Annotated in this window: 24 protein-coding genes; 13 read left to right on the plus strand and 11 right to left on the minus strand. The window is 62.7% G+C overall.

Annotation, left to right across the window (positions count from 1 at the left end; genetic code table 11):
* Positions 1–78: 78 nt before the first annotated feature.
* From BLR94_RS13440 to BLR94_RS13465, 6 genes are all read right to left on the minus strand, one after another.
* Entirely contained in the window at positions 79–990 is a 912-nt protein-coding gene (locus BLR94_RS13440; RefSeq protein WP_084306264.1) for an EamA family transporter, read from the minus strand.
* 119 nt (positions 991–1,109) lie between these two features.
* Positions 1,110–2,390, minus strand: coding sequence for a TRAP transporter large permease (locus BLR94_RS13445; protein WP_084306265.1), 1,281 nt, complete (start codon positions 2,388–2,390; stop codon positions 1,110–1,112).
* Positions 2,391–2,918, minus strand: a complete 528-nt coding sequence (locus BLR94_RS13450) for a TRAP transporter small permease (protein ID WP_084306266.1) — start codon at positions 2,916–2,918, stop codon at positions 2,391–2,393.
* 63 nt (positions 2,919–2,981) lie between these two features.
* A complete protein-coding gene (locus BLR94_RS13455; RefSeq protein ID WP_084306267.1) occupies positions 2,982–3,956 on the minus strand; it encodes a TRAP transporter substrate-binding protein in 975 nt (324 codons plus the stop codon).
* Positions 3,957–4,041: 85 nt separating this feature from the next.
* The gene (locus tag BLR94_RS13460; RefSeq protein WP_084306268.1) at positions 4,042–4,935 is read right to left on the minus strand and encodes an SMP-30/gluconolactonase/LRE family protein; all 894 of its coding nucleotides are present in this window, start codon (positions 4,933–4,935) and stop codon (positions 4,042–4,044) included.
* A gap of 38 nt (positions 4,936–4,973) precedes the next feature.
* Positions 4,974–5,801 (minus strand): NAD-dependent epimerase/dehydratase family protein, encoded by an 828-nt coding sequence (locus tag BLR94_RS13465; protein ID WP_084306269.1) that lies wholly within the window; start codon positions 5,799–5,801, stop codon positions 4,974–4,976.
* 424 nt (positions 5,802–6,225) lie between these two features.
* On the opposite strand from BLR94_RS13465, the gene kdgD reads away from it, so the two are divergent.
* The 5 genes from kdgD to BLR94_RS13495 all read left to right on the plus strand — a co-directional run bounded on the left by kdgD (position 6,226) and on the right by BLR94_RS13495 (position 12,760).
* A complete protein-coding gene (kdgD, locus tag BLR94_RS13470; protein WP_084306270.1) occupies positions 6,226–7,137 on the plus strand; it encodes a 5-dehydro-4-deoxyglucarate dehydratase in 912 nt (303 codons plus the stop codon).
* A gap of 152 nt (positions 7,138–7,289) precedes the next feature.
* Positions 7,290–8,333 carry a LacI family DNA-binding transcriptional regulator gene (locus BLR94_RS13475; RefSeq protein WP_084306271.1) on the plus strand — a complete coding sequence of 348 codons (1,044 nt, stop codon included), beginning with the start codon at positions 7,290–7,292 and terminating at the stop codon, positions 8,331–8,333.
* 416 nt (positions 8,334–8,749) lie between these two features.
* On the plus strand, positions 8,750–10,102 hold the full coding sequence (locus BLR94_RS13485; protein ID WP_084306273.1) for an MFS transporter: 1,353 nt from the start codon (positions 8,750–8,752) through the stop codon (positions 10,100–10,102).
* Between the two features lie 76 nt (positions 10,103–10,178).
* The gene (gene garD, locus BLR94_RS13490; protein WP_084306274.1) at positions 10,179–11,735 is read left to right on the plus strand and encodes a galactarate dehydratase; all 1,557 of its coding nucleotides are present in this window, start codon (positions 10,179–10,181) and stop codon (positions 11,733–11,735) included.
* Between the two features lie 92 nt (positions 11,736–11,827).
* Positions 11,828–12,760, plus strand: a complete 933-nt coding sequence (locus BLR94_RS13495; protein ID WP_084306275.1) for a 2-hydroxyacid dehydrogenase — start codon at positions 11,828–11,830, stop codon at positions 12,758–12,760.
* A 108-nt stretch (positions 12,761–12,868) separates the two neighbouring features.
* Here the strand turns inward: BLR94_RS13495 and BLR94_RS13500 are convergent, their stop codons facing one another.
* Positions 12,869–13,546 carry a GntR family transcriptional regulator gene (locus BLR94_RS13500; RefSeq protein WP_084306276.1) on the minus strand — a complete coding sequence of 226 codons (678 nt, stop codon included), beginning with the start codon at positions 13,544–13,546 and terminating at the stop codon, positions 12,869–12,871.
* A 48-nt stretch (positions 13,547–13,594) separates the two neighbouring features.
* Positions 13,595–14,329, minus strand: a complete 735-nt coding sequence (locus BLR94_RS13505; protein ID WP_084306277.1) for an SDR family NAD(P)-dependent oxidoreductase — start codon at positions 14,327–14,329, stop codon at positions 13,595–13,597.
* Positions 14,330–14,868: 539 nt separating this feature from the next.
* Between BLR94_RS13505 and BLR94_RS13515 the strand changes: the two genes are divergently transcribed.
* The 3 genes from BLR94_RS13515 to BLR94_RS13525 all read left to right on the plus strand — a co-directional run bounded on the left by BLR94_RS13515 (position 14,869) and on the right by BLR94_RS13525 (position 18,355).
* Positions 14,869–15,900 carry an ABC transporter substrate-binding protein gene (locus tag BLR94_RS13515; RefSeq protein WP_084306278.1) on the plus strand — a complete coding sequence of 344 codons (1,032 nt, stop codon included), beginning with the start codon at positions 14,869–14,871 and terminating at the stop codon, positions 15,898–15,900.
* A gap of 71 nt (positions 15,901–15,971) precedes the next feature.
* The gene (locus BLR94_RS13520) at positions 15,972–17,039 is read left to right on the plus strand and encodes a phosphotransferase (protein WP_084306383.1); all 1,068 of its coding nucleotides are present in this window, start codon (positions 15,972–15,974) and stop codon (positions 17,037–17,039) included.
* A complete protein-coding gene (locus BLR94_RS13525) occupies positions 17,036–18,355 on the plus strand; it encodes an aspartate aminotransferase family protein (RefSeq protein ID WP_084306279.1) in 1,320 nt (439 codons plus the stop codon). The genes BLR94_RS13520 and BLR94_RS13525 overlap by 4 nt, the downstream gene beginning before the upstream one ends.
* On the opposite strand, the gene BLR94_RS13530 is transcribed toward BLR94_RS13525, so the two are convergent.
* The gene (locus BLR94_RS13530; RefSeq protein WP_084306280.1) at positions 18,352–18,894 is read right to left on the minus strand and encodes an RNA 2'-phosphotransferase; all 543 of its coding nucleotides are present in this window, start codon (positions 18,892–18,894) and stop codon (positions 18,352–18,354) included. The two genes, BLR94_RS13525 and BLR94_RS13530, sit on opposite strands and share 4 nt — an antisense overlap.
* Before the next feature lie 82 nt (positions 18,895–18,976).
* The gene (locus tag BLR94_RS13535) at positions 18,977–19,537 is read right to left on the minus strand and encodes a tetratricopeptide repeat protein (protein WP_084306281.1); all 561 of its coding nucleotides are present in this window, start codon (positions 19,535–19,537) and stop codon (positions 18,977–18,979) included.
* Positions 19,538–19,913: 376 nt separating this feature from the next.
* Between BLR94_RS13535 and BLR94_RS13540 the strand changes: the two genes are divergently transcribed.
* Both BLR94_RS13540 and BLR94_RS13545 read left to right on the plus strand, forming a co-directional pair.
* Positions 19,914–20,471, plus strand: a complete 558-nt coding sequence (locus BLR94_RS13540) for a helix-turn-helix domain-containing protein (RefSeq protein WP_084306282.1) — start codon at positions 19,914–19,916, stop codon at positions 20,469–20,471.
* 20 nt (positions 20,472–20,491) lie between these two features.
* A complete protein-coding gene (locus BLR94_RS13545) occupies positions 20,492–21,832 on the plus strand; it encodes a glutamine synthetase family protein (protein WP_084306283.1) in 1,341 nt (446 codons plus the stop codon).
* An 85-nt stretch (positions 21,833–21,917) separates the two neighbouring features.
* On the opposite strand, the gene BLR94_RS13550 is transcribed toward BLR94_RS13545, so the two are convergent.
* Positions 21,918–22,529: a Yip1 family protein gene (locus tag BLR94_RS13550; protein ID WP_084306284.1), complete on the minus strand. Its 612-nt coding sequence runs from the start codon at positions 22,527–22,529 to the stop codon at positions 21,918–21,920.
* Positions 22,530–23,126: 597 nt separating this feature from the next.
* On the opposite strand from BLR94_RS13550, the gene BLR94_RS13555 reads away from it, so the two are divergent.
* The 3 genes from BLR94_RS13555 to cyoA all read left to right on the plus strand — a co-directional run bounded on the left by BLR94_RS13555 (position 23,127) and on the right by cyoA (position 25,388).
* Positions 23,127–23,429, plus strand: a complete 303-nt coding sequence (locus tag BLR94_RS13555; protein ID WP_084306285.1) for a hypothetical protein — start codon at positions 23,127–23,129, stop codon at positions 23,427–23,429.
* Entirely contained in the window at positions 23,430–24,041 is a 612-nt protein-coding gene (locus BLR94_RS13560; protein ID WP_084306286.1) for a DUF6436 domain-containing protein, read from the plus strand.
* A gap of 450 nt (positions 24,042–24,491) precedes the next feature.
* Positions 24,492–25,388 carry a ubiquinol oxidase subunit II gene (gene cyoA / locus BLR94_RS13565; RefSeq protein WP_084306287.1) on the plus strand — a complete coding sequence of 299 codons (897 nt, stop codon included), beginning with the start codon at positions 24,492–24,494 and terminating at the stop codon, positions 25,386–25,388.
* The last annotated feature ends 3 nt before the right edge of the window (positions 25,389–25,391 follow it).

Consider the following 25,391-nt stretch of genomic DNA (forward strand, 5'->3'; position numbering starts at 1 on the left):
GCAAGGCAGAAACGGGCGGGCGATCCGGCCCGTTTCCAACGCCGCAGTGCCGACGCGCAGCTGATCGTATATGGATGCTCAGGCATCCTTGCGATAGGTCAGCAGAACGATCCCCGCCAGCACGATCGCCCCGCCGATCATCTGCATACCGCTCAAGACCTGATCCAGCAGCAGCCAGCCGAACAGCAGGGTGGCGATGGGCTCCATGTTCATCACCGGTGCGTTCTTGGCCATGTTCAGGCGCGGCACGCTGACGAACAGCATGCAGAAGGCGATGCCGTAAAGCAGCACCAGGGCGCCCAGCGCTATCCAGCCGGTCTCGTTGCCCGGCAGGTTCATGCCGCCAGGGATCAGGTCGGCGCTGCCCGCCAGCGCCATGCTGCTGAACACGATCATCAGCGTCAGCATGCTGCGCACCGAGCCGCGCAGGCTCGACAGCTTGTGGTCGGTGATCCACAGCGCGCAGGCGAATACGCAGGCGGCGAGGAACGACACGCTGACTCCGACCACCCATTCCGGGCCGGCCGGCTCGCTGGCGCTCAGGCGTGCGGGAAGATCCAGGGCGAACACCAGACCAAGCAGGATCAGGCCCATGAGCATCACCGTGCGGCGCGTCGGTGCCGAGCCGCCCAGCGCCCAGGTGAGCAGGGCGAGCAGGATCGGAAAGGTATTGCCGACCAGCAACGCGAGCGCCACCGGAATGCGCGCCACGGCCGAGTACAGGCAGATGCTCTGGGTGGCGATCAGCAGGCCCAGCAGCAGTTGCCAGCGCCAGGCACCCGGTGGCATCTGCAGCGCCTGGCGTTGCCAGAGGACGATGCCCAGCAGCACCAGCATGGTGACACCGGAGCGGCACAGGATCGCCAGCAGCAGGCCGGTGTGGTTGTCGAAAGCGATGCGCGCGGCGATGTGGTTGCCGGCGAAGGAGCACGCCAGCAGGGCCAGCAACAGCACGGCGATATGGCGGGGAAACAGGGCAGGGGACGTCATGTCAGCAATTTCCGTATCGTGTTCAGCCTGGAGCGCCTGACGGTTTGGTGGCCGTTCTCGCCGCGCTAAAAAAAACGGCGGGTCGCGTATGCACGCGACCCGCCGCGGGTGTATCGGTATCAGAGTACGACGCTAGGCAGCCACAGCGAAATGGCCGGGATGTAGGTCACGGCCATCAGCACCATGAACAGTGCAGCGTAGAACGGCAGCAGTGCCTTGACGGTGTTTTCGATGGTGACCTTGCCGATCGCCGCGCCAACGAACAGCACCGCACCCACCGGTGGCGTTATCAGCCCGATACCCAGGTTGACCAGCATGATCATGCCGAAGTGCACCGGGTCGACACCGATCGACAGCACCACCGGCAACAGGATCGGGGTGAGGATCAGGATCAGCGGCGCCATGTCCATCACCGTGCCCAGGGCCAGCAACATGAAGTTGATGCACATCAGAATCACGTAGCGGTTGTCGGAGATGGTCATGAACGCGGAGGTGATCTTCGACGGGATCTGCATCAGCGTCATGATGTAGCCGAAGCTGGCGGCGAAGGCGATCAGGATCATCACGATGGAGATGGTACGTACCGTGCGATGCATCAGCTTGGGCAGGTCACGCCACTTGTAGTCGCGGTAGATGAACAGGGTGACGAAGAACGCCCACAGCACCGCGATGGCCGCCGACTCGGTGGCGGTGAAGATGCCGGAGATGATGCCGCCGAGGATGATCACCATGGTGAACAGGCCCCAGATGGCATCCATGCAGATCTTCAGTGCCTGCTTGAGCGGGATGACGTCGCCTTTCGGGTAGTTGCGCTTCTTGGCGAAGAACATGCACAGACCCATCATCACGGCGCTGAGCAGCAGACCCGGGCCGATGCCGGCGATGAACAGCGAGGCGATGGAGACGGTGCCGCCAGCGGCCAGCGAGTAGATCACCGAGTTGTGGCTCGGCGGCGTCAGCAGCGCCTGTACCGAGCCACTCACCGTTACGGCGGTGGCGTACTCGCGGGGGTAACCGTTGCGCTCCATCTCCGGGATCATCACCGAGCCGACCGAAGCGGTATCCGCCAGGGCCGAGCCGGAGATGGCGCCGAAAAAGGTCGAGGCCATGATGTTGACCAGCGACAGGCCGCCTCGCACGAAACCTACCAGTACGCCAGCGAAAGCCACCAGGCGTCGGGACATGCCGCCTTCCGCCATGATCGCACCGGCGAGTACGAAGAACGGAATGGCCAGCAGGGAGAACTTGCTGATGCCGCCGGTGACGGAAATCATCACCGCGTGCAGCGGGATGTCGATCCACCAGGCGCCGATCAGCGCGGACAGACCCAGGGCGTAGGCCACCGGCATACGCAGCAGGATCAACAGGACGAAACTGCCAAGCAGGATGAGCGCGTCCATTTACACGGCCTCCTTGCTGTCTTCGACCTGCTCGTAGTCGCTCACGCGTCGGCCACTCTGATTGCCGAACAGCAGCCTTTCGAGGATGAACACCAGGGTCACCAAGCCACCGATTGGAATAGGGGAGTAGGCGATGCCCACGCGCACCGAGGTCAGCGAGGCGAGGAACTGGTTCCAGGTCGCCATGCACAGCTTGACGCCCCAGACGAGCATGAACAGGCACACCGTGGCCATCAGCAGTTCCACCAGCAGAGTGATTGCGCCATGCCAGGCGCTCGGCAGGCGATCGGTCAGGGAGGTCACGGCCATGTGCGCCCCGGCGCGATAACTGGCCGCAGCGCCGACGAAGGTGAACAGTGCCATCAGCAAAATGGCCACGGGCTCTGGCCAACTGGAGCCGGCACCGAGTACGTAGCGGGCGAAGATGCCCCAGGGAATGATCAGGGCCATCACCAGGATGGACAGCCCCGCCACCCAGATGCAGGTCATGTACAGGGCGTCACAGGCGCGCAGGAATGTATTCTTCATGAGGCTTCACCACAGCGCGGCGGCGCAGGACGCACCGCCACGGCATTCGTCGGAGTGATCGGTTTACTTGACGGCTTCGATGCGTTCGATCAGCTCGGCGTAAGGGGCGCCATATTTCTCGCGGACCGGGGCTGTGGCGTCATAGAAGGGCTTGGTGTCGACCTCGATGAACTCGACGCCGGCCGCTTTCAGTTTCTCGACGCTGGCTGCGCTCTTGGCGTCCCACAGCTTGCGCTCTTCGAGCTGCGCCTCCCTGGCGAACTTCTTGACCAGCTCCTGCTGCTCCGGGGTCAGTTTCTCCCAGGCGGTCTTGGACATCATCAACGGCTCCGGGAGGATCAGGTGATGGGTCTGGGTGTAGTACTTGGCCGACTGAAAGTGGTTGTGCTCGAGCAGGGTGGGCGGGTTGTTCTCGGCACCATCGATCACGCCGGTCTGCAGGGCGCTGAAGATTTCACCGGTGTCCATGGCGATGCCGTTGGCACCCATGGCGTTGAGGGTGTCGATGAACAGCGGGTTGCCGATCACGCGGATCTTCATGCCCTTGAGGTCTTCGATCCTGCGAACCGGCTTCTTGGTGTAGATGCTGCGGCTGCCGCCATCCATCCACGCCAGGCCGACCATGTTGAATTCGGAAGCGGTGATCTTGTCGAGGATCTCCTGGCCGATCTCGCCGTCGATGACCTTGCGCATGTGGTCGACGTCGCGGAACACGAACGGCATGTTGAACACGTTGGTATCCGGTACCACCGGGCCCACCGAGCCAAGGCTCACACGAGTCACTTGCACCGCGCCGATCTGGGTCTGTTCGATCACTTCCTTTTCCGAACCCAGGACGCCGCCGGCGAACATGCGGTACTTGATTTCGCCGTTGGTGGCTTCCTCGAGTTTCTTGCCGAGGTTTTCCATGGCCACCACGGTCGGGTAACCGGCGGGATGGATTTCAGCCATCTTCAGGGTGGTCGCGGCCTGGGCCAGGCTCGACAGGCCGATGGCCAGCGGGAGTGCGGCGATGAGCAACGTGCGCGTGAGGTTCATGTGAAACTCCATATTGTTTTTGTTGGTGTGCTGCGTGATGAAGCGCCAGAGGCCGGTAGAGCAGGGATTCCCCGGAGGGTGGTGATCAGGGCTGCAACGGTGTTTCTTCGAGGCCACCGACGCCTGGCTGCAGGGCGAAAACGCCACCGGCCAGAGGTTGATCGTCCAGGTTGCCGCCCGGGCGAATCGAGGTGACGTACAGGGTGTCCAGGTTGGCGCCGCCGAAGGCGCACATGGTCGGCTTCTTCACCGGCACGTGCAGTGAGCGATCGAGGCGACCGGCTGGGGTGAAGCGATGGATCAGGCCGGCATCGTTACCGCAGATCCAGTAGCAGCCTTCTGCATCCACGGCAGCGCCATCGGGGCGGCCGGGGTAGTCGTTCATGTCGACGAACAGGCGTCGGTTGTGCGGCGTGCCGCTGTCGATGTCGTAATCGAACGCCCAGATGAGCTGCGCCGAAGGGTGCGAGTCGGACAGGTAGAGGGTGCGGCCATCCGGGCTGAAGCCCAGGCCGTTGGGTACGATCAGGTCATCGAGCAGCACAGGGAGAGCGCTCTGGCCGGCGCCATCATAGCGGTACAGCGCGCCGACATTGGCGCCAGCGGCCATGTCCATGAGCATGCTGCCCGCCCAGAACCGCCCCTGGCGGTCACAGCGGCCGTCGTTGAAACGCATGCCCTCGCGGGCATGGCTGACGTCGACCAGGCGTTCACCGTGCAGTCGACCATCGTCACCGGCCGTCAGTTGGAAGATGCCGCTCTGCATGCCGGCGATCCAGCTGCCATCCGTGCGTCGGGCGATGCAGGCGAGCATCTCGTCCGCCTCCCAGCTGTGCGTGCTGGCATCGGCCAGGTTCCAGCGGTACAGGCGCTTGTTGGGGATGTCGACCCAGTAAAGGGCCTGATCCTGCACGCTCCACACCGGGCTTTCACCCGTGGCGTTGCGTGCATCGAAAATCAGTTCGGCTTGCTTGGACATGTTCGACTTCTTGTTATTGTTATCGAGGGTGCGAGGTGTCAGTCGTCGCCGAACGGGCCGGCTGCCGTGAAGGCGCCGCCGTGATAGAGCGCATTCGGGTCGTCTGCCGCCACCGGCGGCTGGGCCTCGATCTTGTCGCGGAATCTTTCCGAGCTGTCCCTGGGCGCGTAGCCCAGGTGGGCGGCCTTGCTGTTGTCCCACCAGACGACCTTGTTGGCCGAGGCGCCGTACACGACCGTGTGGCCGACATTCGGCGTGGTCAGGCCACGCTCGATCAGTTGCACCAGGTCGTCGTAGCTCAGCCAGGTGCTCATCATGCGGCGGTTCAACGGCTCGGTGAACGAGGAGCCGATACGAATGCTGACGGTCTCGATACCGTAGCGGTCGAAATAGAAGCTGGCCATGTCCTCGCCGTAGGACTTCGACAGGCCGTAGTAACCATCCGGACGGCGCGCAGCGTTGGCGTCGATGATGTCGGTCTGTTTGTGGAAGCCGATGACATGGTTGGAGCTGGCGAATATCACCCGTTTGACGCCGTGGCGACGCGCCGCTTCATAGATGTGGAACACGCCGCTGATGTTCGGGCCGAGGATTTCCTCGAACGGACGTTCCACCGACACCCCGCCGAAGTGCAGGATCGCATCGACACCTTCGACCAACTGATGCACCGCCTGCTTGTCGGCCAGGTCGCAGACCTGAATCTCGATGTGCTCACCTTCGGCCGGGGCCATGGCGGCGATGTCCGAGAGGCGCAGGATCTTGGTGAGGGGCTGCAGGCGTTCGCGCAGCACCTTGCCCAGTCCGCCTGCCGCGCCAGTGAGCAGCAGGCGGTTGAAGAAGGGTTGAGCGTTGGAAGTCGTAGTCATGGGCGGGAGGCCTGTTCTCTGTTTGTTGTTATGTAGAGATCGTCATCTGTTGTCGTATGACATGTCGGGATTATCGACATCCCGTGAATCGTTTGTCAACGCGCCCCCAGGGAGGCTTGTCGCCTCTTACCGGGGTTCCACTGGATTGCGCCATCCGGCTGCGACAGGTGCGCTTCCGTCCATCGGCGATGATTGGTGGCGACCGCCGGTCGCGGCGTGCTTCGCCAGCCTGGGATCTGTTGGCGTTTCAGCGCGGCCGTGCGTGAAACGTCAACAGGCTCTGGGTAGACAAGGCGCCGTTCAGGCAGGAAGCGTGGGCAGGTGGTAAGTCGGGCGAAAAAAGATGGCATTCGATATAGTTGTACGATAACGTATCTCTTGCGGCCGAGGCTGCTCCACTCCCATAAGCGCTATAGGTGTCCGAATGAGCCCACAAGAATTAAAATCCGTCCTTTCCTCCGGTCTGCTGTCTTTCCCGCTGACCGATTTCGATAGCCAAGGCGAATTCAATCCGCAGGGGTACGTCCGGCGCCTCGAGTGGCTGGCCCCATACGGCGCCAAGGCGTTGTTCGCGGCGGGTGGCACCGGTGAGTTCTTCTCCCTGGCCGCCGACGAATACTCGTCCGTCATCAAGACCGCCGTCGACACCTGTGCAGGCAGCGTGCCGATTCTCGCCGGTGTGGGCGGTTCCACCCGTCAGGCCATCCAGTATGCACAGGAAGCCGAACGCCTGGGCGCCAAGGGCCTGCTGCTGCTGCCGCACTACCTGACCGAAGCCTCGCAGGAGGGCGTTGCCGCCCATGTCGAGCAAGTCTGCAAGTCGGTGAAGATCGGCGTCGTGGTATACAACCGCAACGTCTGCCGCCTGACCGCGCCGCTGCTGGAACAACTGGCCGAGCGTTGTCCGAACCTGATCGGCTACAAGGACGGCCTGGGTGACATCGAGCTGATGGTTTCGATCCGCCGTCGCCTCGGCGACCGCTTCAGCTACCTGGGCGGGCTGCCGACCGCCGAGGTGTATGCCGCCGCCTATAAGGCGCTGGGCGTACCGGTCTACTCGTCGGCGGTGTTCAACTTCATCCCGAAAACCGCGATGGACTTCTACCACGCCATCGCCCGTGAAGATCACGCCACCGTCGGCAAGATCATCGACGACTTCTTCCTGCCCTACCTGGACATCCGGAACCGTAAAGCCGGCTACGCCGTGAGCATCGTCAAGGCCGGGGCGAAGATTTCCGGTTACGACGCCGGTCCGGTGCGTGCACCGCTGACCGATCTGCTGCCGGAAGAGTATGAAAAACTGGCTGCACTGATCGACGCCCAGGGCGCGCAATAAGCAGATCGCCTCTGCAACCACTCAGAAAGCCCGGGCCCATGCCCGGGTTTTCTGCATTCGGCAGAGCAGCCCGCGATTGCCACGGTGTCTCTAGTTACCTTCCGATCCGCTGGTTAAGATGCGGCTTCTCTCGCACAACCCCGCGGCCCCCCATGGTAAAGAAGTCCTCTCGCTCTTCATCCTCTCCTGCCCCGGCGAACAAGGGCGCGAGCGTTACCCTGGTCGATGTGGCCAAGGTCGCCGGCGTTTCGCCGATCACCGTATCGCGCGCGCTTCACCGGCCCGAGGTGGTCAGCGAGGATGCGCGCAAGAAAGTGCTGGAGGCGGTGCGGGTGACCGGCTACGTGCCGAACATGCTGGCTGGCGGTCTGGCATCGAACAAGAGCCGGTTGATCGCCATCTTCGTACCGACCATCGCTCACTCGATCTTCGCCGAGACCGTGCAGTCGCTGATGGATCACCTGACTGCCGCCGGCTACCAGACCATGATCGGCCTCACCGGCTATTCCGCCGAGCAGGAAGAGCGTCTGCTCGGCGCGGTACTGGGCCGGCGTCCCGACGGCATCGTGCTGACCGGCACGCTGCACACCGAGGAGAGTCGGCTGCGCTTGCAGGCCGCGGGCATTCCCGTGGTCGAGGCCTGGGATCTGGGGGCGTCGCCCATCGACATGCAGGTGGGTTTCTCCCATGAAAAGGTCGGCCAGGCGATCGCCTGTCACCTGCATGCCAAGGGCTATCGGCGTTTCGCCATCGTTTCGGTCGACGACTCCCGTGCCCTCAAGCGTGGCAGCAGCGTGATCGCCCAGCTCAAGACGCTGGGCGTCGATGAGGTACCGATGGCGGTGCTCACCGCGCCGGCCACCCTGCAAAGCGGAAGGGAAGGGCTGCGCCAGCTACTTGCCGAAGGGCATGAGCCGCAGGTAATCGTCTGCAGTTCGGACACCGTGGCCCAAGGCATCCTGGCGGAGGCGGCGAGCAGGGGCATCGACGTTCCCGGTCAGCTGGCCGTCATGGGTTTTGGGGACCTGTCCAGCGCCGCCCATCTTCACCCGGCGCTGTCGACGGTGAACGTCGATGGCGGGCGTATGGGCAAGCAGGTCGCCAGCGCGCTGCTGCAGCGTTTTCGCGATGCTGGCGAACAGGTTCCCGTGCGCCTGGATACCGGTTTCACCCTGGTCGATCGAGCCACCACCTGACCTCTCATCAGACAACTGACAACAGAGCGATAAAGTGCTTGAATGATTGCGCAATCATAGTAAAGTCATCGTTGTAGCGAACTGCGTGGCGCCATGTTCACTGCCGGATTGATTGCGCAATCATCGATTGCCGGTCCCCGAGCCAGGTGCCGTCAGCCAATAAGGATAATAAAACCGTGAAAAACAGTATCCGCACGTCCTCTTCATGCCCCATCGCGGGCAGCTTCGGCATTTCCCTGTCTGCGCCCGGCTTCCCGAGACCCAGTCCAGGCATCGTGTTCGCTGCCATCACTGGCTAGCGGCTGAGGCCAGCCTACAGTTCGAGCTTTTTCTGACCCCGCCCCGGGCGTCAGGCACGTGCGCGTGCCTGCGGTAACCATTTCAGCCATAAAAATAACATTCGAGGTGATCGCTCCATGGGAGACACGAAGAAAACCCACGTCCGCTACCTGATACTGCTGATGCTGTTTCTGGTAACCACGATCAACTACGCCGACCGCGCCACCATCTCCATCGCCGGCTCCAGCATGCAGAAGGATCTGGGCATCGATGCGGTGACCCTTGGCTACATCTTCTCCGCGTTCGGCTGGGCCTACGTGATCGGGCAGATTCCGGGCGGCTGGCTGCTCGACCGCTTCGGCTCGAAACGTGTATATGCCGCCGGCATCTTCATCTGGTCGTTGTTCACCCTGCTGCAGGGTTTCGTCGGCATGATGCCGGTTGCCTGGGCCGTGGTGACCCTGTTCGTGCTGCGCTTCATGGTCGGTTTCGCCGAAGCGCCTTCGTTCCCGGGCAACGCGCGCATCGTCGCCGCCTGGTTCCCCACGGCGGAGCGCGGTACGGCGTCGGCGATCTTCAACTCGGCGCAGTATTTCGCCACCGCGCTGTTCGCGCCGCTGATGGGCTGGATCGTCTACACCTACGGCTGGGAGCACGTGTTCGTGGTCATGGGCGTGCTGGGTATCCTCTTCGCCGGGCTGTGGATGAAAACCATCTACAACCCCAAGGAGCACCCGCGAGCCAGTGCCGCCGAGGTCGAGCACATCGCCGGCAACGGTGGCCTGGTCGATATGGATCAGGCGAAAAGCGGCGGCGGGCCGAAGTGGAATTACATCGCCCAGTTGCTCACCAACCGCATGATGATCGGCGTCTACCTGGGCCAGTATTGCATCAACGCCATCACCTACTTCTTCCTCACCTGGTTCCCGGTGTACCTGGTGCAGGAGCGCGGCATGACCATCCTCAAGGCCGGTTTCATCGCCTCCCTGCCGGCGATCATGGGCTTCATCGGTGGTGTGCTGGGCGGGGTGATTTCCGACTGGCTGCTGCGTCGTGGCCACAGCCTGACCCTGGCGCGCAAGCTGCCCATCGTCTGCGGCCTGATGCTGTCGACCAGCATGGTGTTGTGCAATTACGTGTCGGCCGAGTGGATGGTCGTCGGCTTCATGACCCTGGCCTTCTTCGGCAAAGGCCTTGGCGCCCTCGGCTGGGCCGTGGTCTCGGATACCTCGCCGAAGCAGATCGCCGGCCTGTCCGGTGGCCTGTTCAACACCTTCGGCAACATCGCGTCGATCACCACTCCGATCGTCATCGGCTACATCATCAGCGCCACCGGGTCGTTCAAGTGGGCGCTGGTGTATGTCGGTGCCAACGCCCTGGTCGCGGTGTTCAGTTACCTGTTCATCGTCGGTCGCATCCAGCGCGTGGTGCTCAAGGATGAACACGGCCAGGCGATCAACGACCAGGCTTCGCCTGCTCCGGCGGCCTGAGTCGCTGCATGGCTTCGCCTCGCGCCGGCAGGCGAAGCCATGAACGTGTCTCTACAACAAGAAAAGGAATAGCCCGATGGATCTCATTCAACATCAGGACTCCCCGCGATATATCCGCCTGCACCCCGACGACAACGTCGGCGTCGTGGTCAATGAACAGGGGGTGGCGGCCGGTGGCCGTTTCGCCGATGGCCTGGAGGCCCTGGAGGGCATACCGCAGAGCCACAAGGTGTCGCTGCTGGCGATTCCCGAAGGTGGCGACGTGGTGCGTTACGGTGAAGTGATCGGCTATGCCCTGCAGCCCATCGCGGCCGGCAGCTGGGTCACCGAGGCGGTGCTGCGCATGCCCGATCCGCCAGCGCTGGACAACCTGCCCGGGGCTACCATCAAGGCCCCCGTGCCAGCGCCGCTGGACGGCTATACGTTCGAGGGCTTCCGCAACCCGGACGGCACCGTCGGCACGCGCAACATCCTCGGCGTGACCACCACCGTGCAGTGCGTGGTGGGCGTGCTCGACCACTGCGTCGACCGCGTGCGCAAGGAGATCCTGCCCCACTACCCCAACGTCGACGACGTGGTGGCGCTGTCGCACAGCTATGGCTGTGGTGTGGCGATCAACGCGCCGGACGCCGTGGTGCCCATCCGCACCCTCTACAACATCAGCCGCAATCCCAACCTCGGTGGCCAGGCACTGGTGATCAGCCTGGGTTGCGAGAAGCTGCAGGCCAACCAGTTGATGGATGGCGACCCATTGACCAACGGCATGGAAGAGGAGGAGTGGCTGTTCCGTCTGCAGGACTCCAGCACCGGCTTCGTCGGCATGGTCGAAGAAATCATGGCGATGATCGAGACGCGCCTGAAGGTGCTCGATCAGCGCCGCCGGCAGACCGTACCGGCCTCCGAGCTGGTGGTGGGCATGCAGTGTGGCGGTAGCGATGCCTTCTCCGGCATCACCGCCAACCCGGCCCTTGGCGTGGCCTCGGATCTGCTGGTACGCGCTGGCGCCACCGTGATGTTCTCGGAAAATACCGAAGTGCGTGACGGCATCCACCTGCTCACCCCGCGGGCAGCGACCCCGGAAATCGCCGATGCGTTGATCCATGAGATGGACTGGTACGACCGTTACCTGGAACGCGGCATGGCCGACCGCAGCGCCAACACCACGCCAGGCAACAAGAAGGGCGGCCTCAACAACATCGTCGAGAAGGCCATGGGCTCCATCGCCAAGTCCGGCACCAGCCCGATTGCCGGGGTCGTCTCCCCGGGCGAGCGGATTCGCGGCAAGGGCCTGTGGTTCTGCGCCACCCCGGCCAGCGACTTCATCTGCGGCACGCTGCAACTGGCGGCCGGCATGAACCTGCATATCTTCACCACCGGTCGCGGCACGCCCTACGGCCTGTCCATGGTGCCGGTGATCAAGGTGGCCACCCGTACGCAACTGGCGGAGCGCTGGCCGGATCTGATCGATGTCGATGCCGGGCAGATCACCTCGGGGCGCATGACCCTCGATGAGATGGGCTGGCACATTTTCCAGCTCTATCTGGATGTCGCCAGTGGCAGGAAGCAGACCTGGGCGGAAAAGCATCGCCTGCACAACGACCTCGTTCTCTTCAACCCCGCTCCAGTGACCTGATCGATTACCGGACAGAGATGCCTGCCTCGGTGCTTCCCTGAGCGTCGTGGCAGGTATCATCGGTTCTTTGATCGCCATTACAGGAGAGCTGCATGAGTCGCCCCAACGTGCTTCAGGTCGGTCGCTTCCCGAATCGTTTCAACGAGCGCCTGCAGCGCGACTACCCGCTGACCCGCCTCTGGGAACAGCCCAAGGATTATCTCGCCGAGCACGGTGCCGATATCGACATCGTGGTCACCTCGGCCCGTTACGGTTGCTCGGCCGAGCAACTGGCACAGATGCCCAACCTGCGGGCCATCTGCAGTTTCGGCGTCGGGTACGATTCGATCGCCGTCGATGAGGCGAAAGCGCGGGGCATTCCGATCAGCACCACGCCGGATGTGCTCAACGAATGCGTCGCCGACACCGCCATCGGCCTGCTCATCGACACCGCCCGGCAGTTCTGCGCTTCCGATCAGCATGTGCGTCAGGGCAAATGGCTCAAGGGCCAGTACCCGCTGACCCGCAAGGTCAGTGGCAAGAAGCTGGGCATCGTCGGCTTCGGGCGGATCGGCAAGGACATCGCCAAGCGCGCTGCCGGTTTCGACATGAAGATCCGCTACCACAATCGTCGTCCCGATCCGACCACTGACTATGGCTACGAGGCCGATCTCAAAGCGCTGGCAGCTTGGGCGGATTTTCTGGTGCTGGCCTGTCCGGGGGGCGCGTCGACCCACCACCTGATCGATGCCGCGGTGCTCGAAGCGCTTGGGCCTCAAGGTATCGTCGTGAATATCGCCCGCGGCAGCGTGATCGATGAGCAGGCGCTGGTCGCTGCACTGCAGGCAGGGACCTTGGGCGGTGCAGGATTGGACGTGTTCGAGGATGAGCCGCGGGTGCCCGAAGCCTTGTTCGGGATGCCCAACGTGGTGCTGTTACCCCACGTCGGCAGTGCCACCGAGGAAACCCGGCTGGCCATGGAGAACCTGGTGTTCGATAATCTCGATGCCTTTATCGAGCGCGGTGAGCTGATCACTGCGCTCTGACCGAATAGGCGGGTCGCCTCGGCGGCCTCGCTTATACGCGCCGGGCCACAAGCCTGACCGCGGTTCTAACCCTGAGCGTCACCCGGTGCGCCACAAGTGCACCGGTTTTCAGATCACCGTGGTCTCGCGCTGGGCAATGAACTCCATCATCTTCTGATTGCCATCGAGAATATCGGTGCAGATCGCCTGACGCGCCGCCGCTCCGTCGCCTTTTTGCAATGCACGCAGCACTTCCCAATGATGCTCGATGGCCATGCGCTCGTTGAAGTCGCCGTAGGCCAGGGCAATCAGTGGACCGGTACGCATCCACAGGCTATCGAGCACATCGCGCAGCAGCGGCATGCCGGCAATATCGGCCAAGGCAAAATGAAAAGCCTGATTGAGCTTCAGCGCGGCGACCCGTTCGCCGCTGTGCACGGCTTGCAGGTTATCGCGAATGTTGTCTTCCAGCATCTGCAACTGCTCGGCCGTCACCTTGCCAGCTGCGGTTTCCGCTGCCAGGCCTTCCAGCGCCAGACGGATACTGCGGATCTCGGCGTACTGTTCCTGGCTCAGTACCGGCACGCGGATATCTCGCGGCGTTCTGAGAACCAGGGCCTTTTCCTTGGCCAGTTGCAGAATGGCGTCGCGCACCGGGGTAACGCTGGTCCCCAGCTGTTCGGCCAGATCGCGTATGCGCAGCCGGTCGTCCGGCTGGAAGCGGCCGGTGATCAGTGCCTCGCGCAGCAGTGCATAAACGCCACTGCCGAGGTAGGCGTGGCTGAGGCCTTCGATGGGGTACTTCATGGGTTTCTCGTGTGCAGCGGGTCGCAGGCGGATTCTACTCCGGCCGCCTCACACGTGCTGCCCGCCATTGACGTGAATCTCCGCACCGTTGACGTAGCCCGCCCCCGAGGTACACAGAAAATATACCAGCGACGCCACTTCTTCGGGTTTGCCCAGGCGGTGCATGGGAATGTCGCGTTCGACGATCAGCTCGGTGCCCGAGGACAGGATCGAGGTATCGATCTCACCGGGCGCGATGGCATTGACCCGCACGCCATGGGAGCCGAACTCATGGGCCATCTCGCGAGTCAGGGCGGCAAGGGCGGCCTTGGATGCCGCGTAGGCCGAGCCCGCGAAAGGGTGCACCCGTGAACCGGCGATGGAGGTGACGTTGATGATGCTGCCCTTGGCTGCCTTCAGCTCTTCGAACAGGCCGCGGGCGAGCAGGGCGGTGGAGAACAGGTTGACGTTGAACACCTGGATCCAGGTCGCGTAGTCGCTGGTCAGCACGCCGAGGCGCTGGCCTTCGTCGCCCTTGGGCGATACGCCGGCATTGTTGACCAGCGCATCCAGGCGCCCGCCAAGCTTTTCGCGGATCAGCGGCAGGCTCTCTTCCAGGTGCTCGATGTCTTCCAGATCCAGATGGATATGGTTGAGCTTGCCTTCCGCCCACGGGCATTCAGCCACCCAGTCATGCCGCGAGGCGGTGAACACCCGCCAACCGGCCGCGTTGAAATGCTTCACCGTGGCATGACCGATGCCGCGGCTGGCGCCGGTCAGCAGCAGCGTTTTCTGATCGCTCATTGCGTATCTCCCGGAATAGAAAGCGTGCTCAGGCACAACTGCCTGGATGGATCATGGCTCAATTAAAATATGATGCATCATATTTTTTGTAATGCTTTAATGACTTTGCCGTGTAAGCCAATAACGATAACCAGATGGCCTGATTAACCCTGTCAGCCCTACAGCGACAGGCTCTCGCTTTAGGGTCTGTTGTCATTTCAGCACTGCCGCGCCGGAGCCCGTTTTGCCGCGAGGCAAGGCACGAGCCGCGAAGTTTGGCTGGCCAAATGAGCCGGCGAGAAACGCAGTATCGCGGCAAAACGGGCCCGGCCCTTTGGGTTGCGCGGGAAATCTCGCCATGCGTCGTTGGAGGACTTGAAAAGGGAATGCCATTCCCTGCGTCCTCCGCCTCGCCCGGCGAGATTTCTCGCGGCAACGCGGCTTGTGCTGAAACGGCAACAGACCCTAGTGGTTCTTGTAGGTAAAGCATCGGTGTTTCTTCCTTGAAGCTGCCCTTACCCATCCAGAGCCTGAAGAGGCCCTGCCAGGAGCACCCCTCAATGTTCAAGAAAACCGCATTACTGATCGCCATCACCTGCAGCGCCGCGACCGTGCAAGCGGCCGAAAAGCTTGCCGTGGTCTCCTTCGGCGGTGACAACAAGGTGGTACAGGAAAAAGCCTTCTACAAACCTTTCGAAGCGCGCGAGAACGTGCGCATCGAGGCGTCCGAGTACAACGGTGAGATGGCCAAGATCAAGGTCATGGCCGATACCGGTCAGGTCACCTGGGATGTCGTAGAAGTGGAGACCCCGGAATTGATCCGTGGTTGCAGTGAAGGGCTGTTCGAGCCGCTGGACTGGGCGAGCATCGGCAAGCGTGAAGACTTCATCCCGGAGGCGATAAGCGAATGTGGCGCCGGTATCTTCATCTGGTCGACGGTGCTGACCTACGACAGCAGCAAGCTCAAGGGCACGCCGGCCGGCTGGGCGGATTTCTGGGACGTGAAGACATTCCCCGGCAAGCGTGGCCTGCGCCGTGGCGCCAAGTTCACCCTTGAATTCGCCTTGCTCGCCGACGGCGTGGCGCAGGCGGATCTCTACAAGGTGCTGGGGACCGACGAAGGCGTCGAGCGGGCGTTCCGCAAGCTCGATCAGATCAAGTCGAACATCCAGTGGTGGGAAGCCGGTGCACAGCCGCTGCAATGGCTGGCTGCGGGGGACGTGGTGATGACCTCGGCCTACAACGGTCGGGTTACCACAGCGCAGAAGGAAGGCCGTGATTTCGTCATGCAATGGAACGGCAGCCTCTATGATCTGGACCACTGGGCGATCGTCAAAGGCAGCAAGAACAAGGCGCTGGCCGAGACATTCATCGCCATGGCCAGCACCCCGGAACTGCAGAAGGTCTACGCCGAGGGGATTCCCTACGGCCCGACCAATACCCATACCATCGAGCTGATCGATCCGGCGATCCAGGGCAGCCTGCCGACGGCACCGCAGAACCTGAAGAATGCACGGGCCATGGATATCGAGTTCTGGATCGACCATGGCGAGGATCTGGAGCAGCGCTTCAACGCCTGGGCCAGCAAGTAAACGCGCGCTGCCCGGCCGCCTTCATGCCGCCGGGCAGCGCCACTAACCAGTCAATTGCGGAGTGTATGGATGTGTCGCTGAATACCCTGGTTGTGCATGATCCCTTGTTGCAGGCGCAACCGGCCCGGGTCGGCCCGGTACGGGCCGGCGCCATCGCCAGCGAGTGCTTTGGCGTATCGGGCGCCGTTCGGCCGTTGGCCGGCGAGCGCGACCTGAATTTCCAGCTGTCCTGTACGGACGGCTCCTCCTACCTGCTGAAAATTTCCCATCCCCTGGAGAACCCTCAGGTGGTGGACTTCCAGAATCAGGCCTTGCTGCATATCCAGCGGGCCGATCCCGAACTTCCCGTGCAGCGGGTGTATGCCGCGCGCGACGGGCGTTATCAGGCCAGGGTCGATGTAGAGGGGCAGCAGATGCTGGTGCGTCTGTTCTCCTTCGTCGATGGCTTGCCGCTGCATCAGGTCGAGCAGCGCAGTTCCGCGCTTCGCCATAATCTGGGCGAGGCGATGGCGCGGCTCGACCGCGCGCTGAGCGACTTTCACCATCCTGCCTCCGGCCACGAGCTGCTGTGGGACATGCAGCAGGCGGCGCGGTTGCGACCCTTGCTGCTGCATATCGATGACGGTGAACTGCGTGATCGGGTGACGCAGGCGCTGGATGCCTTCGCAAGCCATGCACAGCCGCGTTACCCGCAACTGCGGGCGCAGGTCATCCATAACGACCTCAACCCGCACAATGTCATCGTCGACCCCCGGCATCCGGAGCGATTGCTCAACATCCTCGACTTCGGCGATATGGTGCACGCGCCGCTGATCAACGAAGTAGGCGTGGCAGCCGCCTATCAACTGGGCCACGAGGGTGACGTGCTGGCGCCGGCGCTGACCTTCATCGCGGCCTATCACCGCCTCAATCCGTTGCGCGATGCCGAGCTGGACATTCTTGCCGAACTGATCGCCACGCGGCTGGTGATGACCATCAGCATCACCGCCTGGCGGGCCAGTCTGCACCCGGAAAATCGTGACTACATCCTGCGCAACGTGCGCCAGGCGAGTGCCAGCCTGCGTGGCTTGGCGGCCATCCCCAGCGATATGGCGCGGGAGCGAATTCATCAGGCCTGTCGGGGAGCGCTGCAGCCATGAGCATGATCAACGGATTCAGCGCCGCCGATGCGGCGCGTTTGAGTGAAAAAGAAAGAAACCTGATCGAACGCCGTGAGCGGCTGCTTGGCCCTGCCTATCGGCTGTTCTACGAACGCCCGCTGCACACGGTGCGCGGGGAGGGCGTATGGCTGTACGACGAAGCCGGGCGTGCCTATCTGGATGCCTACAACAATGTCGCTTCCATCGGCCATTGTCACCCGCGGGTGGTGCAGGCCATCGCCGAGCAGGCGGCGCGCCTGAATACCCACACCCGCTATCTGCAGGAAGGCATTCTCGATTACGCCGAGAACCTGCTGGCGACCTTTCCCGCTGCCCTGCAGCAGGTGATGTTCACCTGCACCGGCAGCGAAGCCAACGACCTGGCCCTGCGCATCGCCCGCCACTACACAGGCGGTACTGGCGTGATCATCACCCGGTTCGCCTACCACGGCGTTACCGGCGATATCTCCTCTCTGTCGCCGTCGCTCGGCGCGAGCATCCAACTGCCCGCCCATGCACGCACCGTGCGTGCGCCGGACGCCTATCGCCTGGGCGCCGAGCAGGCGGGCAAGCGCTTCGCCGAAGACGTGCGAGCCGCCATCGCCGATCTGCGCGCCAATGGCATCAAGCCGGCAGCGCTACTGATCGACGGCATCTTTGCCAGCGATGGGATATTTCCAGGCCCCCAGGGCTGCATCAGCGAAGCGGTGGCCATCGCCCAGGCCGAGGGGCTGCTGTATATCGCCGACGAAGTGCAGTGCGGTTTTGCCCGTACCGGCGATTGCATGTGGGGGTTCCAGCGGCACGCCGTGCAACCGGATCTGGTCAGCCTGGGCAAGCCGATGGGCAATGGACAGCCGATTGCCGGGGTGGTGGTGCGTCCCGAGGTGCTCGAACCGTTCGGGCGCAGCATGCGCTACTTCAATACCTTCGGCGGCAACCCGGTGTCCTGCGCCGCCGGCCAGGCCGTGCTGGATGTGATCCAGGACGAGGGGCTGCAGCAGCGTTCGGCGCAGGTCGGCGGCTACCTGCTCGACGAGCTCGGCAAGCTGGGTGAGCGCCACGAATTGATCGGCGATGTGCGCGGCGCCGGGATGTTCCTTGGTGTCGAGCTGGTGAGCGACCGGGCAAGCAAGGCCGCGGCAGCGGAGCAAACGCGGCGTGTGGTCAATGGCATGCGAGAGCGTGGTGTGCTGATCAGCGCGGCCGGGCCGCTGGAGAACATCCTGAAGATTCGCCCGCTGCTGGCCTTCGAGAAGCCGCATGCCGACCTGTTGGTGTCTGCGCTGGACGAGGCCTTGCAGGCGCTGGGCTAATCGAAGAACTCCACGGGCACCTTGTCCGTCAGCCATACGCCGTTATCCGCCTGGAAGAACTTGAAGCCCTGCTGGTGCATGCGCAGGGCTTCGACTTTCAGTAGCACTGGCGTGCCGTAGCGTTTTCCCACGTCCATGGCCGTCGTTGTATCCGCGGACAGGTGCACGTGATGGCGAGCCCCGGGGATCAGGCCCTCGCGTTCGATGGCGGGCAGGAAACGTGTGGCAGTGCCGTGGTAGAGCCACTCGGGGGGCTGCTTCTCGGTGTGCTGAAGCTGCACCTCGGCAGTGGAGTGCCCTTGTACGGCGCGAATCCGCAAACCGTCCTCGGAAATACCGAAGCGTTTCTTGTCGCTGCTGCTGACCACTGCGTGGATCAGTTGCAGATCCAGGGTACGGCCTTCCCGGGCTGCACCTGCTATCAGCAGATCGATGCTGGCCCAGCCTTGGTTGTCCAGTTGCAGGCCGATTGCCTGAGGTTCGTGCCGGAGTACGAAACTGAGAAATTTGCTGGTGTCGTTCAGTTGTCTGTTCGTCATGTCATTCATGGCCGTATGGGGTTTTCAGCCTGCTAACCCTGAGGCGCCGTGCACCGCTTCGCCGATCAGGACTGGCCTGCGATCAGGCGCCCGGTTTGCTGTCCAGCGCCTTGCAACTGGCCGCGTAGTTTTGCCGGCAGGCGCTCTGGAACAGGCGGCGGGCCTGGTTCGGGTCACGTTCGACACCCTGGATGCCGCGCATGTAGAGGTTGCCGAGTATGTGCTGGGCCATGGGGTTACCGCTGCTGGCGGACTGGTTCAAGTACTGGAGCATGGCCTGTGGGTTGGCGAACTCCGGGTTGTCGCGCCCAGTGTAGAGGTAGGCAAGGCTCACGGCGGCTTGCGCATGACCACGATCCGCCGCCTGCTTCCACCAGTATTCGGCCTGCTTGAGGTCCTTTTGCGGCTTACCGACGAAGTAGAAGCTGCCGAGCTTGAACTGGCTGTCGAGGTCGCCACGCTGCGCCAGGCTGCTCAGGTGTTGGAAATCATCGCCGCCGGCCTGCTGTGCGGGTGTCGTGGTGGTGGCAGGGCCTTGGCTGGCAGGTGCCTTGGCAGCCTCTTCACGGCTGGCGCAGCCGGCGATCAGCAGCATGCCGCATACCAGCAAGAGGGAAGTACTGAAGTGTGAACGTCGGGTCATGTCTAGGCTCCTGGGCAACCGCGGGCTGGACCTCATGACCGGTTCTGGGCATGCAGCCGCGGATGCGTCGATTGTTGTGGGGGGTTCGACCCGGCTGCGGCCCAAGCGTTCGTTCAGCGCGTGAAAAGCTGTCGACGATGCCAATTCGCTTGGTGTTGTGAAATTAATGCTGTATTTTTCATGAAAAATAATCCATCAATTTCATATGCATGCCGACGGCCACCCGGATGAGCGCGTTCTCCGCGGGCAGCCGCTGGCTGCTCCATCGGCTAATCGACAAGCCGCGCTTTCCCGGCAGCTCTTGGCTGGCCGTACCGCTCAACGCGGGGGCGATGTCGACCACCGGTTACGCGACAGTACCTGAAGGAACAGTGCCATGGACATGCAGGAAGAAATCGACGGGCTGGCGATCCTGATTCGCGACTTGCGCAAGCACAAGAACCTGACGCTCGGCGAGCTGTCCACGCGCATCGGCCGTTCGGTGGGTTTCCTCTCCCAGGTCGAGCGGGGGCTGTCACGGCCGACCGTGGCGGATCTGACCGCCATCAGTGAGACCCTGGGCGTGCCGACCACCTATTTCTACAGTCTCGACAAGCCGCGGATAGTGCCGTGGGTCACCCGGCCCGGCGAACGTCGCACGCTCTATTACGCCAGCGGCATCACCGACGTGCTGGTCTCACCACGCGTGTCGGCTGGATTTGCCATGCTGGAAAGCCATCTGGCGCCCGGTGCCAGCAGTGGTGATGGGCATCTGGACGACAGTTCGGAGCAGGGTGGATTCGTGCTCGAAGGGCAATTGAGCATCTGGCTGGACGATCAGCCAGATCCCGTCACCCTGGGCCCCAATGACAGCTTCCAGTTGCCATCCCATAGTCAATTTCGCTACGCCAACCTCACCGATCAGCCCGCACGGGTACTCTGGGTGTTCCGCTGAGCGGACACAGGATCCTCGCCATGACCACCGATAACCTGCTCGACGAAGTCCGCGCCTTCCGCGCCGCTCACCCTGACGTTCGCTATGTGGACCTGATCTGCCTGGACATTCCCGGGCATTTCTATGGCAAGCGCTATCCCATCGATATGCTGGAGAAGGTTGCCGCCGGCAGCCTGCTCAAGCTGCCGCAGAACTGCGTGCTGCTCGGCGCCCAGGGTGGCCTGCACGCGATCGGCGATTATTGCTTCAACGATGGCGACCCCGACGCCACCCGCCGGCTGATTCCCGGCACGCTCAAACCGGTGCGCTGGGAAAGCCAGCCCCTGGGGCAGATGCTGATCAGCTCCGACGGCACCGAGTCGCCCATCGAGTTCGAGCCCCGGGAGGTCTTGTCGCGAGTGCTGCGGCGGCTGGCGGCCAAGGGTATCCGTCCGGTCGTCGCCTTCGAACTGGAGTTCTACCTGTTCGACCGTGCCCTCAAGGACGGCCTGCCCCAGTACCCTCGCGACCCGTTGTGCGGTGATGAGGACGATCAGCCGAACCTGCATATCGAACGGCTATCACGGTTTTCCACGGTACTGCACGAGATCGTCGAAGCGGCCGAGGAGCAGGGCATCGATGCCAACGTGATCACGGCGGAGATCGGCCCGGGGCAGTTCGAGATCAACTTCGGCCATTGTGACGATGGCCTGCAGGCCGCCGACTGGGCTGCCCTGTTCGGCCGGATCACCCGTGGCGTGGCGCTGCGCAACGGGCATCGGGCCAGCTTCATGAGCAAGCCCTACCTCGATGCGCCGGGCAGCGGCATGCATGTGCACGTCAGCCTGTATGACGAGCAGGGCGACAACCTGCTGGCTGTCGACGGGCAACGGCCGCTTCGCCATGCGGTGGCCGGCTGCCTGGAATGGTTGCCGCACTGCATGCCGATCTTCGCCGCTCATCACAATGCCTACCGTCGCTACGGCTCGCGGGTGAATGCCGCGAGCCGTGCCAGTTGGGGTTACGAAGACCGTGATGCCTGCCTGCGCATTCCTGATTCGGATGCCCGCAACCTGCGTATCGAACACCGACTGGCCGGTGCCGATGCCAACCCCTACCTGGTGCTGGCGGCGATTCTGGCCGCCATGGAGCAGGGGTTGGAGCAGCGCCAGGAGCCCATCGCGCCGCTCAACGAAAACCGCCAGAGCGGTATCGACTTCCCCATGGACATGCTGTCGGCGGTGGCGGCCATGCGTCAGCATCCGGCGGTCAACGCTGGGTTGGGTGAGGAGTTCGTGATGGTCTACTGCGAGAATAAACGCCAGGATCACCTGGCCTTCATGGACAGCATCAGCGCTCGCGAGTATCGCTGGTTCCTTTGAGCCCCCGCAGGCCACGAGCCCAGGCCAGGGCACTGCCGTGGCAGTACCCGCCCGAGGCTTGCAGCTTGACGCTCGGTGGCTGCCGTTAGCGGAACAGCGACCAGCTCACCGCATAGTCGTTGAAGCCAAGGCCCCAGAGCGCGACGGTGAGCGCCAGGATCAGCTCCAGCACCAGCACGCCGATCGCCAGGGTGCCGCCGGAGATGGTCAGGCCTTCATTGAGCGGGATGCGCAGGAACGCCGGCATGCCGATATACAGCAGGCGCGCGCTGTAGGCCAGGGCGATGAGGCCGACCACCAGCAGCAACCAGGCCTTCGGGTAGAGCAGCGCGATACCGGCAATGAACAGCGGCGTGGCCACGTAACCGGCAAAGACGATGCAGCGGCGGCGGCTCGGACGGCTGGCGAACGAGTCGGACATCCAGTGAATCACGTTGCCCATGATGGCGACGCCGATCAGCATCAGGATGTAGAACACGATTCCCAGCGCAGCTGCCGTGGGCACTGCCACCTTGTAGGCTTCGCCGCCCAGGTGCCAGCCGATCTGGGTGGTGCCGATGAACGCGCTGATCACGGGAATGAGTGCCATCAGCAGAACGTGGTGGGCATACAGGCGCGTGATGCTTTCCTTTTCCCGGTCGATGTTGCGCCACTCTCGGCCCGGGTGGGCCAGCAGCCCCCAAATGTGATTGATCATGACGCTTCTCCTCTGGCTCCGGCATACCTGCCGGCATGAGATATCCGAGAACTGATCAGCCTGCATCGTGCGGCAACCGCAACTCAATTCAGCCCTCACAAGGTATGAGTGACGTTCACCGTAATAGGTTTGACCAGAAATTCGCGGATCGCCACCGCCGATCTCGCCGGGCGTCGTGGTCATTGCGTCTGATGCCATGGCTACGGGGCCTCAAGGGGATCCTGCGCAGCGGCGCGGGTCCTGGCGGGACTGCCTTTCAGCCTCTGGGGCAGCAGGATCCAACATGCCCGGCGGGTGTCGTTCCGTCGCCCAGGGTGAACGCCGCGACCCTCTGCAGCCGTGCCTGCCGTTGCCGGCGCGGCTCGCCAAGTTGGCGTCGATACAGGTCAGGCGGTTGAAAGGCAGGCTGGTAACGGGGTATGTCCGTTGCTGGCGGCAGGCTCGCAGGTGTTTGTCTGCGAAGCCCATGCCGGCGGGATTTACAGGCCGGCAGGGCATGGCAGGGCGATACCCCTAGTTTCTCTGTGTGCTTTTTAGCCCCTGCCCCGGGCAGGGCAAAAATGCTATGTTCCGCACCCTCTTCGGCGGGGATAGCTCATGAGCGACGACAAGGCACGCAATCCATCCACGGAACAGCAGGACACAGGCAAGCGCGGCGGGTGTCTGTGGCTGACCCTGCTCGGTCTGGCCTTTATCGTACTGGTCTTCGGCATCATCATTTATGCCATCACCCGCGAGCAGACCGCCGATATTCAAGCCAACGAGCAGGCGGCCATCCAGGCGTGCTGGGTCAAGGCCAGGGATCCCGCCGCCACGCCGACCTCGCGTTCCTTCGCCACCGATAGCTGCAAGGAAATGGAAAAGCAGTTTCGGATCAAGTACGGCCGCGAGCCCAACTAGATGAGCCAGAATCAGGCGGCTCCGTCCAAACGCTTTCTGCTGATCATGTGCCTGCTGGCGCTGGCCATCGTGCTGGCGATCGGGGCGTGGGTATGGGGACGCTTTGGCGTTGCCTACCTGCGCCCCTTCGGCGATCAGGAGCAGCAGGCGGTGTTCTTTCAGGGTGGCGGGCTCAAGCTGCCCGCCGAGCTCGCCGGGCCCGGCAAGATCCGCGTGGTGCATTTCTGGGATCCCCAGTGCCCTTGCCACAAGGAGACCGACGCCCACCTCAACTACCTGATCAGCCTCTACCGGTTCTCCGGGGTCGAGTTCTACAGCGTGCAGAAGCCAGGGAGCAAGGGTGAAATGCTGCCGTTCCTGCGTGGCAAGCTCACGCCGCTGGCGTCGCTGCAGGGCATGGAGTCGATTCCGGCCAGCCCGGCCATCGCCATCTGGGACCAGCAGGGGCGCCTGGCCTACGCCGGCCCCTACAGCGAGGGGCTGGTGTGCAACTCCTCGAACAGTTTCGTAGAACCGATCCTCGATGCGCTTTCAGCGAACCGCCGCGTCTCGGCAGCCAATACCATGGCGGTCGGCTGCTACTGCGATTGGCAGCCCGCGGGCGAATCCTGATTTGATCCATTCCCTGGCTTTTTAAAGGGGTATTGTTATGCGACATATTGCCGCGCAATTCTGGGGATATGAGCCACTATTATCAGTCGCAACTCATGCATTTGTTCGCAGCCCGCCAATGGCCGATGGTTTTGGCTCACGCTGCAGGTACGGCCGCATGGGGCTTTGCGCGTTGAGCGAGAGAACACCGGGCGCAGGGTTGCGGCCGGTGGTGCAGGGCCGGGGCAGGGCGGGGCTCGCTACACACCCTGACTTTTTGTAGGTCCATCGTCGTTATGCGGTTGGTTTTTTTAGCTGCGTAACCGAAAATGTCGCCCCCTCCGTTTAGTAGTTTCGACGCTGAAACGATTTCGGTGCGCTCCTGCACCGTTTTCCTGGCATGCCCAGCCGTGTTGGGTATCAGGCTGAACAGAACGCTATGTGGGATATCACTTTGCTGAAGGTCGTGAAATGAGAGAAGAGAAGTACCACCGCTTGTTCCGCACGCTTCTGACGATTGTCGTGGCCGTCTCCCTGAGTGGCTGCGACTGGGTTCTTTTCGATTCGAAAGGCCAGATCGGCATCGAGCAGCGCAACCTCATCATTACCGCCACCCTGCTGATGCTGATCGTGGTGGTTCCCGTGATTTTCATGACCATTCTGTTCGCCTGGCGCTACCGCTCCTCGAACAAGGACGCGACCTATGCGCCCGAATGGGCTCATTCGCACAAGATCGAGGCCATCGTCTGGGGTGTTCCTTGCGTGATCATTGCCGTACTGGCGGTCATCACCTGGAAAACCACCCATTCGCTCGACCCTTACAAGCCGATCGAGTCCGAGGTCAAGCCGCTGACCGTCGAAGTGGTCTCGATGGACTGGAAATGGCTGTTCATCTACCCGGAGCAGGGCATCGCGACGGTCAATGAGCTGTACATCCCGGCCAATACGCCGATCAGCTTCCAGATCACTTCGCAGTCGGTGATGAACACCTTCTTCATCCCGCAACTGGGCGGCATGGTCTATGCGATGGGGGGCATGCGCACCCAATTGCACCTGATCGCCAACGAGCCAGGCGAGTTCTTCGGCGTTTCGGGCAATTACAGCGGTCATGGTTTCTCGGGCATGAAGTTCAAGACCCATGCAACCAGCAACGAAGAGTTCGAGCAGTGGGTGACCAAGGTCAAACAATCGTCGAACACGCTGGACTTCAACGGCAGCTACCAGTTGCTGTCCAAGGCGAGTGAAAACAACCCAGTCGAGTACTTCAACGCTCAGCCTGGTCTGTTCCGGCAGATCCTTGGCCAGTACATCGATTACAAGAGCAACCCTGTGAGCGAAGCCGCGCACGATTCAGGTGCGGAGGAATAAACG

It is taken from the genome of Phytopseudomonas flavescens (assembly GCF_900100535.1).
GTDB classification, from domain to species: domain Bacteria; phylum Pseudomonadota; class Gammaproteobacteria; order Pseudomonadales; family Pseudomonadaceae; genus Aquipseudomonas; species Aquipseudomonas flavescens.

Bases quoted from the DNA above. Each gene is read 5' to 3' on its own strand.
- BLR94_RS13465 (WP_084306269.1), bottom strand. From the start codon at position 5,801: ATGACTACGACTTCCAACGCTCAACCCTTCTTCAACCGCCTGCTGCTC.
- BLR94_RS13460 (WP_084306268.1), bottom strand. From the start codon at position 4,935: ATGTCCAAGCAAGCCGAACTGATTTTCGATGCACGCAACGCCACGGGT.
- kdgD (WP_084306270.1), top strand. From the start codon at position 6,226: ATGAGCCCACAAGAATTAAAATCCGTCCTTTCCTCCGGTCTGCTGTCT.
- BLR94_RS13475 (WP_084306271.1), top strand. From the start codon at position 7,290: ATGGTAAAGAAGTCCTCTCGCTCTTCATCCTCTCCTGCCCCGGCGAAC.
- BLR94_RS13445 (WP_084306265.1), bottom strand. From the start codon at position 2,390: ATGGACGCGCTCATCCTGCTTGGCAGTTTCGTCCTGTTGATCCTGCTG.
- BLR94_RS13515 (WP_084306278.1), top strand. From the start codon at position 14,869: ATGTTCAAGAAAACCGCATTACTGATCGCCATCACCTGCAGCGCCGCG.
- garD (WP_084306274.1), top strand. From the start codon at position 10,179: ATGGATCTCATTCAACATCAGGACTCCCCGCGATATATCCGCCTGCAC.
- BLR94_RS13440 (WP_084306264.1), bottom strand. From the start codon at position 990: ATGACGTCCCCTGCCCTGTTTCCCCGCCATATCGCCGTGCTGTTGCTG.
- BLR94_RS13555 (WP_084306285.1), top strand. From the start codon at position 23,127: ATGAGCGACGACAAGGCACGCAATCCATCCACGGAACAGCAGGACACA.
- BLR94_RS13540 (WP_084306282.1), top strand. From the start codon at position 19,914: ATGGACATGCAGGAAGAAATCGACGGGCTGGCGATCCTGATTCGCGAC.
- BLR94_RS13485 (WP_084306273.1), top strand. From the start codon at position 8,750: ATGGGAGACACGAAGAAAACCCACGTCCGCTACCTGATACTGCTGATG.
- BLR94_RS13525 (WP_084306279.1), top strand. From the start codon at position 17,036: ATGAGCATGATCAACGGATTCAGCGCCGCCGATGCGGCGCGTTTGAGT.
- BLR94_RS13530 (WP_084306280.1), bottom strand. From the start codon at position 18,894: ATGACGAACAGACAACTGAACGACACCAGCAAATTTCTCAGTTTCGTA.
- BLR94_RS13545 (WP_084306283.1), top strand. From the start codon at position 20,492: ATGACCACCGATAACCTGCTCGACGAAGTCCGCGCCTTCCGCGCCGCT.
- cyoA (WP_084306287.1), top strand. From the start codon at position 24,492: ATGAGAGAAGAGAAGTACCACCGCTTGTTCCGCACGCTTCTGACGATT.
- BLR94_RS13500 (WP_084306276.1), bottom strand. From the start codon at position 13,546: ATGAAGTACCCCATCGAAGGCCTCAGCCACGCCTACCTCGGCAGTGGC.
- BLR94_RS13535 (WP_084306281.1), bottom strand. From the start codon at position 19,537: ATGACCCGACGTTCACACTTCAGTACTTCCCTCTTGCTGGTATGCGGC.
- BLR94_RS13495 (WP_084306275.1), top strand. From the start codon at position 11,828: ATGAGTCGCCCCAACGTGCTTCAGGTCGGTCGCTTCCCGAATCGTTTC.
- BLR94_RS13550 (WP_084306284.1), bottom strand. From the start codon at position 22,529: ATGATCAATCACATTTGGGGGCTGCTGGCCCACCCGGGCCGAGAGTGG.
- BLR94_RS13450 (WP_084306266.1), bottom strand. From the start codon at position 2,918: ATGAAGAATACATTCCTGCGCGCCTGTGACGCCCTGTACATGACCTGC.
- BLR94_RS13505 (WP_084306277.1), bottom strand. From the start codon at position 14,329: ATGAGCGATCAGAAAACGCTGCTGCTGACCGGCGCCAGCCGCGGCATC.
- BLR94_RS13560 (WP_084306286.1), top strand. From the start codon at position 23,430: ATGAGCCAGAATCAGGCGGCTCCGTCCAAACGCTTTCTGCTGATCATG.
- BLR94_RS13455 (WP_084306267.1), bottom strand. From the start codon at position 3,956: ATGAACCTCACGCGCACGTTGCTCATCGCCGCACTCCCGCTGGCCATC.